We start from the raw sequence: 12,143 nt of genomic DNA, 5'->3' as shown, positions 1-12,143 counted from the left end.
CCTTCCCTAGTAATTGCGGCGTAGCGTCAAAAAACATGCGGGTTGTCGGAGAGAGAAGTTCATGAGCCAGGGTATTGAGTTCAATCGGTTGATGTTGGATATGCGCTCCATGCAAATGGATGCCATGGCTCAACCGAAATCCGTCGCGCCAGCGCCGGAATTGGGCCAAAGCAGCTTCGCCGACATGCTCGGCCAGGCCATCAACAAAGTCAGTGACACCCAGCAAGCTTCCAGCCAGTTGGCCAACGCGTTCGAGATCGGCAAAAGCGGCGTGGACCTCACCGACGTGATGGTCGCCTCGCAAAAGGCCAGCGTTTCGTTCCAGGCGTTGACCCAGGTGCGTAACAAGTTGGTTCAGGCTTACCAAGACATCATGCAGATGCCGGTTTAAGGACGAGATTTAAGTCATGGCAGAAGCAGTCGTGGACAACGCACCCGCCAAGGCAGACGGCAAGCCGCCGCTGTTTGGCCTGTCGTTCCTGGAAAACCTCTCCGAAATGACCATGTTGCGTCAGGTGGGCCTGATGGTCGGCCTGGCTGCCAGCGTGGCGATTGGTTTTGCCGTGGTGCTGTGGTCGCAGCAACCCGATTACCGGCCGCTGTATGGCAGCCTGGCGGGCATGGATTCCAAGCAGATCATGGAAACCCTGGCCGCCGCCGACATCGCCTACACCGTAGAGCCCAACTCCGGGGCGCTGCTGGTCAAGGCCGACGATGTGGCCCGTGCGCGCATGAAACTCGCCGCCGCCGGCGTGACCCCGTCCGACAGCAACATCGGTTTTGAGATCCTCGACAAGGACCAGGGCCTGGGCACCAGTCAGTTCATGGAAGCCACCCGCTACCGTCGCGGCCTGGAAGGCGAGCTGGCGCGCACCATCTCCAGCCTGAACAACGTCAAGGGTGCCCGCGTGCACCTGGCCATTCCGAAAAGCTCGGTGTTTGTGCGCGACGAGCGCAAGCCAAGTGCCTCGGTCTTGGTAGAACTGTTTGCGGGCCGCTCCCTGGAGCCTGGCCAGGTCCTGGCGATCGTCAATCTGGTCGCCACCAGCGTGCCTGAGCTGAGCAAGTCGCAGATCACTGTGGTCGACCAGAAGGGCAACCTGCTGTCCGACCAGGGCGAAAACTCCGCGCTGACTCAAGCCGGCAAGCAGTTCGACTACAGCCGCCGCGTCGAAAGCATGCTCACCCAGCGCGTGCACAACATCCTGCAACCGGTGCTGGGCAACGACCGCTACAAGGCTGAAGTGTCGGCCGATGTGGACTTCAGCGCCGTCGAGTCGACCTCCGAGCAATTCAACCCGGACCAGCCTGCCTTGCGCAGCGAGCAGTCCACCAGCGAACAACGCACCGCCGCCAATGGCCCGCCGCAAGGTGTGCCGGGCGCATTGAGCAACCAGCCGCCAGCCCCGGCTTCGGCGCCGCAAACCACCGGTGGCGCTACTGCCAGCGCTGGCGCGATTCAGCCAGGCCAGCCACTGCTGGATGCCAACGGCCAGCAAATCATGGACCCGGCCACTGGCCAGCCGATGCTCGCCCCGTACCCGGCGGACAAACGTAACCAGTCCACCAAGAACTTCGAGCTTGACCGTTCCATCAGCCACACCAAGCAGCAACAGGGTCGCGTCAATCGCCTGTCGGTCTCGGTGGTGGTGGATGACCAAGTCAAGGTCAATGCCGCTGACGGCGCCGTTACCCGTGCTCCATGGACCGCCGACGAATTGGCGCGCTTCACTCGCCTGGTGCAGGACGCCGTCGGTTTTGACGCCAGCCGTGGTGACAGTGTCAGCGTGATCAACATGCCGTTCTCCGCCGAGCGTGGCGAAGTGATCGCTGAACCGTCGTTCTACTCGCAGCCGTGGTTCTGGGACATCGTCAAGCAAGTGCTGGGTGTGTTGTTCATCCTGGTGCTGGTATTTGGTGTGCTGCGCCCAGTCCTCAACAACATCACCGGCAACGGCAAGAAACAGCTTGCACTTGCAGGTGGCGACGTGGAATTGGGTGGCATGGGCGGCCTCGACGGCGAACTGGCCAACGACCGCGTCAGCCTCGGCGGCCCGCAAAGCATCCTGTTGCCAAGCCCGAGCGAGGGTTACGACGCTCAGTTGAACGCAATCAAGAGTCTGGTAGCAGAAGACCCGGGCCGTGTGGCCCAGGTCGTGAAAGAGTGGATCAACGCAGATGAGTGATAATCGAGCCGCTGTTGCCAAGCTCACCAAGGTCGACAAAGCCGCAGTCCTGCTGCTGTCCCTCGGTGAAACCGACGCCGCCCAAGTGCTGCGCCACATGGGCCCCAAAGAGGTTCAGCGTGTCGGCGTGGCCATGGCGCAGATGCGCAATGTGCACCGCGAGCAAGTCGAGCAGGTGATGAGCGAGTTCGTCGAGATCGTCGGCGACCAGACCAGCCTGGGCGTTGGCTCCGACAGCTACATCCGCAAGATGCTCACCTCGGCCCTGGGCGAAGACAAGGCCAACGGCCTGATCGACCGTATCCTGCTCGGTGGCAACACCAGCGGCCTCGACAGCCTCAAATGGATGGAGCCGCGCGCCGTTGCCGACGTGATCCGCTACGAGCACCCGCAGATCCAGGCGATCGTGGTGGCCTACCTCGACCCGGACCAGGCCGGTGAAGTGCTCGGCCACTTCGACCATAAAGTGCGCCTGGACATCATCCTGCGCGTGTCGTCGCTGAACACCGTGCAGCCGGCGGCCCTGAAAGAACTCAACACGATTCTGGAGAAGCAGTTCTCTGGCAACTCGAATGCCTCGCGTACCACCCTGGGCGGTATCAAGCGCGCGGCCGACATCATGAACTTCCTCGACAGCTCGGTCGAAGGCCAGTTGATGGACTCGATCCGCGAGATCGACGACACCCTGTCCGGCCAGATCGAAGACCTCATGTTCGTGTTCAACAACCTCTCCGATGTCGACGACCGTGGCATCCAGGCGTTGCTGCGCGAAGTGTCCTCCGACGTGCTGGTGCTGGCCCTCAAGGGCTCGGACGAAAACGTCAAAGAGAAGATCTTCAAGAACATGTCCAAGCGCGCCTCGGAACTGTTGCGCGACGACCTGGAGGCCAAAGGCCCGGTGCGCGTCAGCGACGTGGAAACCGCGCAGAAAGAAATCCTCACCATTGCCCGCCGTATGGCCGAAGCCGGAGAAATCGTTCTCGGCGGGAAGGGCGGCGAAGAAATGATCTAAGGCGCCTTTCATGTCGAACAAAGATGAGGCGCCCAGCGATCTGATTCGCGCGCGGGACGTCGGTGGGTTCGACATCTGGTCGTTGCCCAGCTTCGATCCGCATGTGCCGGAGCCTGAACCGGAGCCAGTAATCGAGCCGCCGGCGGAGATGGAAGAAGTGCCGCTGGACGAAGTCCAGCCACTGACCTTGGAAGAATTGGAAGCTATCCGCCAGGAGGCCTACAACGAGGGCTTCGCGGCGGGTGAAAAAGATGGTTTTCGCAGCACCACCCTCAAGGTCCGCCAGGAAGCCGAGGAGGCGCTGAGCGTCAGACTGGCCAGCCTGGAACGCTTGATGGGCGGGCTGTTCGACCCCATCGCCGAGCAGGATGCGCAAATCGAAAAAGCCATGGTCGAGCTGGTGCAGCACATCGCTCGCCAAGTGATCCAGCGCGAATTGGTGCTGGACTCCAGCCATATCGAAAGCGTGATGCGCGAAGCCCTCAAGCTGCTGCCCCTGGGTGTCGGCAATGTACGGCTGTACATCAATCCTCAGGATTTCGAACAAGTCAAAGCCCTGCGCGAGCGCCATGAAGAAACCTGGCGGATAGTCGAGGACGCTTCGCTGCAGCCCGGTGGTTGCCGCGTCGAGACCGAACACAGTCGCATCGATGCCACGGTGGAAACCCGCATCAGCCAGATCATGGCCAAGCTGCTGGACCAGGCCCACGAGCAGGTGCTGAACCCTGCCGAGCCGGACCTCAGCCTGGACCTGGACGCCCCCGATGCGCCTTGATCGCACCAGCTTCGCCAAGCGCTTGAGCGGTTATACCGAAGCCGCCGAGTTGCCTGGCCAGCCGATCCTTGAAGGTCGCCTGCTGCGCATGGTCGGCCTGACCCTCGAAGCCGAAGGCCTGCGCGCCGCCATGGGCAGCCGCTGCATGGTGATCAACGACGACAGCTACCACCCGGTGCAGGTCGAAGCCGAAGTGATGGGGTTTTCGGGCAACAAGATTTTCCTGATGCCCGTGGGCAGCCTGGCGGGCATTGCCCCCGGCGCCCGTGTGGTGCCCTTGGCCGACACCGGCCGTCTGCCGATGGGCATGAGCATGCTCGGCCGCGTACTCGACGGCGCCGGCCGCGCGCTGGATGGCAAGGGCGGCATGAAGGCTGAAGACTGGGTGCCGATGGACGGCCCCACCATCAACCCGCTCAACCGTAACCCCATCAGCGTGCCGCTGGACGTGGGCATTCGCAGCATCAACGGATTATTGACGGTCGGCCGTGGCCAGCGTCTGGGCCTGTTTGCCGGTACCGGCGTGGGTAAGTCGGTGTTGCTGGGCATGATGACGCGCTTTACTGAGGCTGACATCATCGTGGTCGGGCTGATCGGCGAACGGGGCCGCGAGGTGAAGGAATTCATCGAGCACAGCCTCGGTGAAGAAGGCCTCAAGCGCTCGGTCGTCGTCGCGTCCCCAGCGGACGATGCACCGCTGATGCGCCTGCGCGCCGCCATGTACTGCACGCGCATCGCCGAATATTTCCGTGACAAGGGCAAGAACGTCCTGTTGCTGATGGACTCGCTCACGCGTTTCGCCCAGGCCCAGCGGGAAATCGCCCTGGCCATCGGCGAACCGCCGGCCACCAAAGGCTATCCGCCGTCGGTGTTCGCCAAGCTGCCCAAGCTGGTGGAGCGTGCCGGTAACGCCGAAGCCGGTGGTGGCTCGATCACCGCGTTCTATACCGTGCTGTCCGAAGGCGATGACCAGCAGGACCCGATTGCCGACTCGGCGCGGGGTGTACTTGACGGTCACATCGTGCTGTCGCGGCGTCTGGCCGAAGAGGGGCATTACCCGGCTATCGATATCGAAGCGTCCATCAGCCGGGTGATGCCGGCAGTGGTGACGCCGGAACACATGATCCGCGCGCAACAATTCAAGCAATTGTGGTCGCGCTATCAACAGAGCCGCGACCTGATCAGCGTCGGCGCCTACGTGGCTGGCGGCGATCGCGACACCGACCTGGCCATCGCCCTGCAACCGCAGTTGGTGACCTACCTGCGCCAGGGCCTCAACGACAAGATCAGCATGGGCGAAAGCGAAGCGCACCTGCATTCGATCTTCGCCCCGGCGCCGGGCGGTTAAGCCATGGCCAACAGCCGCGCCGCCCGCCTGGCTCCGGTGGTGGACATGGCCGAAAAGGCCGAGAAAACCGCCGTGCAGCGCCTGGGTTATTTCCAGGGGCAAGTCCGTTTGGCGGAGAGCAAGCTGGGCGACTTGGAGCGCTTTCGCGGCGAGTACCAGCAGCAGTGGATCGAGCGGGGCAGCAAAGGCGTCTCGGGCCAGTGGTTGATGGGCTACCAGGGCTTTCTCAATCAGTTGGAAACGGCCGTCGGCCAGCAGCGCCAGAGCCTGGCCTGGCACCAGAACAACCTCGATAAAGCCCGCGAGAGCTGGCAAGCAGCGTTTGCCCGGGTCGAAGGTTTGCGCAAATTGGTGCAGCGTTATATCGACGAAGCACGCGCGCTTGAAGACAAGCGCGAGCAAAAGCTGCTCGACGAACTGTCCCAGCGCCTTCCACGCCAGTCCCAGTTCTAAATGTGGGAGCGGGCTTGCTCGCGAATGCGGTGGGTCAGTCACAAATATATCAACTGACACACCGTATTCGCGAGCAAGCCCGCTCCCACAGTTGATTTGTGGTGTTGCTCAGATCGGGTTCGCCTGCTAAACCTTGTGTCATTGCCAAAGACAAGGAAGCAGTCGCATGTCAGTCGAGTCAGAAGTATCCCTGGATGGGAAGAAGTTGATGATCGCGGTCAAGGGCCGGTTTGATTTCGGCAGCCATCAGGCGTTTCGCGATGCCTACGAGCGTTTCTACAAAGTGCCTGAGTTGTACGTCGTCGACTTGAAGGAGGCCACCTACATGGACAGCTCCGCCCTGGGCATGCTCCTGCTGTTGCGTGACCATGCCGGTGGCGATAATGCTGAGGTCCAGGTAATCAACAGCAACTCCGACGTGCGCAAGATCCTTGCCATCTCCAACTTCGACAAACTGTTCGACATCAGTTGAGCGCCCTGGCCCCGGTCCTCGAACCGCTGACGATCCTGATCGCCGAAGACAGCGCCGCCGATTTGCTGTTGCTGTCGACCATCGTGCGGCGCCAGGGTCACCAGGTACTTACGGCCACCAATGGCGCTGAAGCGGTCGAGGTGTTTACCCGCGAGCGCCCGCAACTGGTGTTGATGGATGCGCTGATGCCGGTGATGGACGGCTTTGAGGCAGCACGGCGAATCAAGCAGTTGGCGGGCGAAGAGCTGGTGCCGCTAATTTTCCTCACTTCCCTGCGCGAGAGCGAAGCGCTGGCCCAGTGCCTGGATGCCGGCGGCGATGACTTCCTGCCAAAACCCTACAACCAGTTGATTCTCGCGGCGAAAATCAACGCCATGGACCGCCTGCGCCGGTTGCAGGCCACGGTCCTGCAACAGCGCGACCTGATCGCCAAGCATCACGACTACCTCCTGCATGAGCAGCGGGTGGCCAAGGCGGTGTTCGATAAGGTCGCGCATTCGGGCTGCATCAATGCCGCGCCGAATATCCGCTACCTGCAATCGCCCTATGCGCTGTTCAACGGCGACCTGCTGCTGGCGGCCTATACGCCGTCCGGCGACATGCACGTGCTGCTCGGCGACTTCACTGGTCATGGCCTGCCGGCGGCGGTGGGGGCCATGCCCCTGGCGGAAGTCTTCTACGGCATGACCGCCAAGGGTTACGGCCTGGCACAAACCCTGCGCGAGATGAACGCCAAGCTCAAACGCATCCTGCCGGTGGACATGTTCTGCTGCGCCACCCTTTTGTGCCTGAGCACGCAGCGGCGGGTGGTGGAGGTGTGGAGCGGCGGCATGCCCGAAGGCTACGTGCATGAAATTGCCACCGGCAAACGCACGCCGCTGGAATCGCGGCATTTGCCGTTGGGGGTGCTGTCGGCTGAGGCCTTTGATGATCGCACTGAAGTCTGGCCCATGGCCCTGGGTGATCGGGTGTTCCTGTTGTCCGATGGGGTGCTGGATACCGCAGATGCCAACGACCAATTGTTCGGCGCCGAACGTTTACAGCAGGTGTTTGCTGCCAATCGCGAGCCTGATCGTTTATTTGAAGATATAGAACAGGCACTGGCGGCGTTTCGCGGTGAAGTGCGCGATGACGTGAGCATGGTGGAAATCACCCTGCAGCCTGGCCAGCAACTGCGTGCCTCGGGGCCGTTGTATGCGGACAGCGGGCAATCGTGTCCGTTGGATTGGTCGGTGAGTTTCGAATTCCGTGCCGAAACCTTGAAGCGTTACAACCCGTTGCCTTATCTGCTGCAACTGTTGTTGGAGATCCATGGCCTGCGCGAGCAGAGCGGGGCGCTCTACAGTGTGATGGCGGAGCTGTATTCGAATGCACTGGAACATGGGGTGCTGGGGCTGGATTCGAGTCTCAAGTGTGATGCTCAAGGGTTTGCCGAGTATTACCGTCAGCGTAATGAGCGCCTGGCGCAACTGAACAGTGGGTATATACGGGTGCATGTGCAGGTGGTGCCGGTTGGGGCGGGTGGGAAGATGACCCTGCGCATTGAGGATAGCGGTCTGGGGTTTGATGTGGAGCAGGTGCTGGCGCGGCCGCTGGATATGGACCGTCTGTCTGGCCGGGGTTTGAGCCTGGTGCGGCAATTGAGCAGCGATGTAGGCTGGTCGGATGGCGGGCGTAGTGTCTGCGTGGAGTTTTGCTGGGAGGCTCTGACATAATCCGCCGATTCTTGATCAAGGAGCGAGCAAGTGGTTGATCTACATCTGGACCCGGCGGTGTTGTCGGGGTTGCAGGAAGTCATGGAAGGCGAGTATCCGAAGTTGCTTGATACCTTTCTTGATGATTCCCAGAAACGTGTCGAGGCGCTGCGCAAGGCTAGGGATGATGCGAAGGCGTTGGGGCGGATTGCGCATAGTTTCAAGGGGAGTAGTGGGAACCTTGGGGCGGTGAGGTTGGCGCATTTGTGTCAGCGGTTGGAGGTGGAGTCCGTTGGGCCTGTGGTTGGGGATCTGGGGGAGTTGGTGGATCAGATTGATCGGGAGTTTGCGTTGGTTAAGCCGTTGTATGAGACGGAGCGGCAGCGGTTTCAGATTTGATTGAGTACATATCCGTTGCTGCGGTAACGGCTGGTATTGGTTCCGCCCTTACGGCGGCTCACTTTTGGAAAGACCCAAAAGTAAGCAAAAGGTCTTCGCCCCAACACTCGGCACCTCGCTTAGGCTCGGTGTGCCCTCACTCCGGCTTTGGAGCGTGGGCCGCCGCGATGGGCCATCCTTGGCCCAGCGCGGCTAACCCGGCGTCCTGCCGGGTTACCCACGCTCCAAAGCCTGCGTTCGGCCAGCGTGTTTGACGGGGCGCCTCAGATCAAGATCAAGAGCGACTCGCTTCGCATCGTGGATACGCTTTCCCTTGTAGGAGCCGGGGGGACGCCTAGTTCTTGCCGGCGAAAAACGTGAGACCGCCGCGTTTTGTCTGATTCCCCGCGTCATCGTTGAAGACCATCGCCGGCAAGCCGGCTCCTACAGGACCGCGTTTGATTTTGCTTCACACCACTCAAGCCGGCTGTCAGGCCGCTGTGCTCTTGCTTTTGATCTTGATCTTAGGCGCCCCGTCAAACACGCTGGCCGGAATTCGACAGGGATTTGGGGGGTAAACCGGCAGGGATGCCGGTTTAGCCGCCCCGCGCCATGGATGGCGCGTGGCGGCGGCCCCCCGAATCACTGTCGGATTACGGGCATACCGAGCCTAGGCGAGGTACCGAGTGTTGGGGCAAGAGCCTTTTGGTTACTTTTGGGCTCTTTTCAAAAGTGACCCGCCGTAAGGGCGGAACCAATATCAGCCGTTACCTAAAAAACGGATATGTACTCAATAAAACCAACCGACCCCAAACCTGGCCCAACTCTTGCTCTACCTCCCAATACTGCATCCCCGACCCCCATGCAGTGGAGACCTTTACCTATGCCAGTCGCCCCGAATTCGCTCCTTCAGGCTGCCCCCGCGGCCAAGCCTCAAGCGCCCGCCGCCAACCCACCGGCAGCGGCTGCGGACCCACGGGACAAGGGCCCTGGCTTCGCTCAAGTGTTCGCCAACCAGGCTTCCAAACCCACGACCAAGGCCGACGACAATTCGCCCAAGCCCACCGCCGGCAAGTCCTCCGACGCCAGTGCCAAGCCAGCGGCAAGCAGCGACAAACCTGCCGCCAGCACGCCAGCCGTTGCCGATAGCGGCAAACCCTTGCCTGCCACCCCGCCGGCCAAGACTGACGACAGCGCCAGCAAGGATGACGAAGCGTCAACCGACCCGACCCTGGTACAGCAGCCTCCAGCTGACCCGGTGGTCGATCCGGCTCTGATTGCCACCGTCACTCCAGTCGCCGTGCCAGTGCCGGTGGAAACCCCGGCGCCTGTCACCACAGCCAAGGATGACAAGACTCAGCCGGTAGTCGCGGCACCCGTCGCGGCCACCGAGGAAGCCAAGCCTGTCTTTGATCCGGAAGCCGACCCATTGGACGCCATGCCAGCCGTGCGCCTGGCGATGGAGCAGGGCGGTCATGTCTCGGCCAGCAGTCAGGCCCAGGCCAAAACCGCTCCGGCGCCAACTCAGGATCAACCCACCGCCGCACAGAACTTTGCCGCCGGCCTGGCCAATATGGTCGACCAGCAAGCCACCAAGGACAGCACTGACACGGGCGGTGACAAGGCCTTCGGCGGGTTGATCGAGGACGGCCTCAAGGACCTGAAAAACGCCAGCAGCGACACCCGTGTCGACGACTTCGCCAACCGCCTGGCTGCATTGACCCAGGCCGCCACGCCGAAAACCGCCAACGCCTTGCCGCCGGTAACCAATGCGCCGTTGGCCATGCACCAGAGCGGCTGGACCGATGAAATCGTCAACCGCGTGATGTACCTCTCCAGCGCCAACCTCAAGTCAGCGGAGATCCAGTTGCAGCCGGCTGAACTCGGTCGCCTGGATATCAAGGTCAACATGACCGCCGACCAGCAAGCCCAGGTCAACTTCATGAGCGCCCACCCGGTGGTACGTGAAGCCTTGGAAAGCCAGTCCGGCCGCTTGCGGGAGATGTTCGCCCAGCAGGGCATGGGGCAGGTGGATGTGAACGTGTCCGACCAGTCCCGTGGCCAGGAGCAACAGCAGCAACAGGCCCAGACCCGTGGCGTGAGCGGCAGCGGCGGGCGCGGTGGTGATAACGGCGACAGTGGTAACCACATTGATGTGGCTGAGGCCGTGGCGCCAGTCACCTCAACCGTGATCGGTTCAAGCGCGGTCGACTACTACGCCTAGCTCGCTCCTACAGGGATGTGCCAGACAACTCTGGCATAACACTTGCTCTTGCCTTTCCGTAGATCTATGAATCCCCGAATAGTGACGGATTATTGGCATGGCGAAGAGCGACGACGCAGCAAAAGCACCCGCAGGCAAAGGTAAGCTCAAGCTTATCCTGTTGATAGTCGTGGGCCTGCTCCTGGCCATCGGCGCCTCGGTCGGCGGCACCTGGTACATCATGCACAGCAGTGCCAGCAAGCCGGCACCCGCCGCCGAAACCGCCAGTAACGTCAAGCAACCGGCAATCTTCGAGCCGATGCTTCCGGCCTTTGTCGCCAACTTCAATCAGAATGGCCGCCAACGCTACCTGCAGGTGAGCATCACCTTGCTGGCGCGTAATGCTTCGGACCTGGATGCCCTCAAGGTGCATATGCCGGTGATCCGCAACAACTTGGTGATGCTGTTCTCCAGCCAGAGCTTCGACACACTTGCCACCCCGGTGGGCCAGGAAATGCTGCGCCAGAAGGTCACAGCCAGCGTGCAGGAAGTGGCCCAGAAGGAACTCGGCAAAGTCGTGGTCGAGCAGGCGCTCTTCACTAACTTCGTATTGCAGTAGGATCACGACATGGCCGTGCAAGACCTGCTGTCCCAGGATGAGATCGATGCGCTGCTGCATGGCGTCGACGATGGTCTGGTACAGACCGAAATGGCTGCCGAGCCCGGCAGCGTCAAAAGTTATGACCTCACCAGCCAGGATCGCATCGTCCGTGGACGCATGCCGACGCTGGAGATGATCAACGAACGTTTCGCCCGTTATACCCGCATCAGCATGTTCAATATGCTGCGCCGCTCGGCGGATGTGGCGGTGGGCGGCGTGCAGGTGATGAAGTTCGGTGAATACGTGCACTCGTTGTACGTGCCGACCAGCCTCAACCTGGTCAAGATCAAGCCGTTGCGCGGTACCGCGCTGTTCATCCTGGATGCCAAGCTGGTGTTCAAACTGGTGGACAACTTCTTCGGCGGCGACGGCCGTCACGCCAAGATCGAAGGCCGTGAGTTCACCCCGACCGAATTGCGGGTAGTGCGCATGGTGCTGGAGCAGGCCTTCATCGACTTGAAGGAAGCCTGGCAGGCGATCATGGAAGTCAATTTCGAGTACATCAACTCGGAAGTGAACCCGGCCATGGCCAACATCGTCGGCCCCAGCGAAGCCATTGTGGTGTCCACCTTCCACATCGAACTCGATGGCGGTGGCGGCGACCTGCACGTGACCATGCCGTACTCGATGATCGAGCCGGTGCGCGAGATGCTCGACGCCGGTTTCCAGTCCGACCTGGACGATCAGGACGAGCGTTGGGTCAAGGCCCTGCGCGAAGACCTGCTGGACGTCGACGTACCCCTGAGCGCCACGGTGGCCCGTCGCCAGTTGCGCCTGCGCGATATTTTGCACATGCAGCCAGGGGACATCATCCCCGTCGAATTGCCCGACGAAATGATCATGCGCGCCAATGGTGTGCCGTCATTCAAGGTCAAGCTCGGTTCCCACAAGGGCAACTTGGCTCTTCAAGTGGTCGAACCGATCAATCGTCGCTGATCAACACTCATTTTTGCTTCGCCGA

General features: G+C 61.4%; 12 protein-coding genes. All 12 read left to right on the top strand.

What is annotated here, in order from left to right; genetic code table 11:
• Window positions 1-61: 61 nt before the first annotated feature.
• Window positions 62-391, top strand: coding sequence for a flagellar hook-basal body complex protein FliE (fliE, locus tag RB216_RS20675; protein ID WP_015885194.1), 330 nt, complete (start codon window positions 62-64; stop codon window positions 389-391).
• A 16-nt stretch (window positions 392-407) separates the two neighbouring features.
• Entirely contained in the window at window positions 408-2,186 is a 1,779-nt protein-coding gene (gene fliF / locus RB216_RS20670) for a flagellar basal-body MS-ring/collar protein FliF (RefSeq protein ID WP_028617328.1), read from the top strand.
• Window positions 2,179-3,198, top strand: a complete 1,020-nt coding sequence (gene fliG / locus RB216_RS20665) for a flagellar motor switch protein FliG (RefSeq protein WP_010208743.1) — start codon at window positions 2,179-2,181, stop codon at window positions 3,196-3,198. The genes fliF and fliG overlap by 8 nt, the downstream gene beginning before the upstream one ends.
• A gap of 10 nt (window positions 3,199-3,208) precedes the next feature.
• On the top strand, window positions 3,209-3,973 hold the full coding sequence (gene fliH, locus RB216_RS20660; RefSeq protein WP_308907814.1) for a flagellar assembly protein FliH: 765 nt from the start codon (window positions 3,209-3,211) through the stop codon (window positions 3,971-3,973).
• Window positions 3,963-5,321, top strand: a complete 1,359-nt coding sequence (gene fliI, locus RB216_RS20655; protein WP_308907813.1) for a flagellar protein export ATPase FliI — start codon at window positions 3,963-3,965, stop codon at window positions 5,319-5,321. Before fliH ends, fliI begins: the two co-directional genes overlap by 11 nt.
• A 3-nt stretch (window positions 5,322-5,324) precedes the next feature.
• The gene (gene fliJ / locus RB216_RS20650) at window positions 5,325-5,774 is read left to right on the top strand and encodes a flagellar export protein FliJ (RefSeq protein ID WP_028617325.1); all 450 of its coding nucleotides are present in this window, start codon (window positions 5,325-5,327) and stop codon (window positions 5,772-5,774) included.
• A 166-nt stretch (window positions 5,775-5,940) separates the two neighbouring features.
• Complete coding sequence (locus tag RB216_RS20645) at window positions 5,941-6,246, top strand: STAS domain-containing protein (protein ID WP_028617324.1); 306 nt, start codon at window positions 5,941-5,943, stop codon at window positions 6,244-6,246.
• A complete protein-coding gene (locus tag RB216_RS20640) occupies window positions 6,243-7,961 on the top strand; it encodes an ATP-binding SpoIIE family protein phosphatase (RefSeq protein ID WP_308907812.1) in 1,719 nt (572 codons plus the stop codon). The genes RB216_RS20645 and RB216_RS20640 overlap by 4 nt, the downstream gene beginning before the upstream one ends.
• Before the next feature lie 30 nt (window positions 7,962-7,991).
• The gene (locus RB216_RS20635; protein WP_236319071.1) at window positions 7,992-8,339 is read left to right on the top strand and encodes an Hpt domain-containing protein; all 348 of its coding nucleotides are present in this window, start codon (window positions 7,992-7,994) and stop codon (window positions 8,337-8,339) included.
• 862 nt (window positions 8,340-9,201) lie between these two features.
• A complete protein-coding gene (locus RB216_RS20625) occupies window positions 9,202-10,542 on the top strand; it encodes a flagellar hook-length control protein FliK (RefSeq protein WP_028617321.1) in 1,341 nt (446 codons plus the stop codon).
• Window positions 10,543-10,639: 97 nt separating this feature from the next.
• Entirely contained in the window at window positions 10,640-11,140 is a 501-nt protein-coding gene (gene fliL / locus RB216_RS20620) for a flagellar basal body-associated protein FliL (RefSeq protein WP_028617320.1), read from the top strand.
• 9 nt (window positions 11,141-11,149) lie between these two features.
• Window positions 11,150-12,118 carry a flagellar motor switch protein FliM gene (fliM, locus tag RB216_RS20615; protein WP_027603859.1) on the top strand — a complete coding sequence of 323 codons (969 nt, stop codon included), beginning with the start codon at window positions 11,150-11,152 and terminating at the stop codon, window positions 12,116-12,118.
• Window positions 12,119-12,143: the final 25 nt, after the last annotated feature.

Source organism: Pseudomonas canadensis, from assembly GCF_030980095.1.
Classification (GTDB): domain Bacteria; phylum Pseudomonadota; class Gammaproteobacteria; order Pseudomonadales; family Pseudomonadaceae; genus Aquipseudomonas; species Aquipseudomonas canadensis.
Note: the sequence above shows the minus strand (reverse complement) of the source record. Positions and strands in the feature narration are given on the sequence as shown.

Coding starts and splice junctions, on each gene's coding strand:
- fliE (WP_015885194.1), top strand. CDS start 62: ATGAGCCAGGGTATTGAGTTCAATCGGTTGATGTTGGATATGCGCTCC.
- fliF (WP_028617328.1), top strand. CDS start 408: ATGGCAGAAGCAGTCGTGGACAACGCACCCGCCAAGGCAGACGGCAAG.
- fliG (WP_010208743.1), top strand. CDS start 2,179: ATGAGTGATAATCGAGCCGCTGTTGCCAAGCTCACCAAGGTCGACAAA.
- fliH (WP_308907814.1), top strand. CDS start 3,209: ATGTCGAACAAAGATGAGGCGCCCAGCGATCTGATTCGCGCGCGGGAC.
- fliI (WP_308907813.1), top strand. CDS start 3,963: ATGCGCCTTGATCGCACCAGCTTCGCCAAGCGCTTGAGCGGTTATACC.
- fliJ (WP_028617325.1), top strand. CDS start 5,325: ATGGCCAACAGCCGCGCCGCCCGCCTGGCTCCGGTGGTGGACATGGCC.
- RB216_RS20645 (WP_028617324.1), top strand. CDS start 5,941: ATGTCAGTCGAGTCAGAAGTATCCCTGGATGGGAAGAAGTTGATGATC.
- RB216_RS20625 (WP_028617321.1), top strand. CDS start 9,202: ATGCCAGTCGCCCCGAATTCGCTCCTTCAGGCTGCCCCCGCGGCCAAG.
- fliL (WP_028617320.1), top strand. CDS start 10,640: ATGGCGAAGAGCGACGACGCAGCAAAAGCACCCGCAGGCAAAGGTAAG.
- fliM (WP_027603859.1), top strand. CDS start 11,150: ATGGCCGTGCAAGACCTGCTGTCCCAGGATGAGATCGATGCGCTGCTG.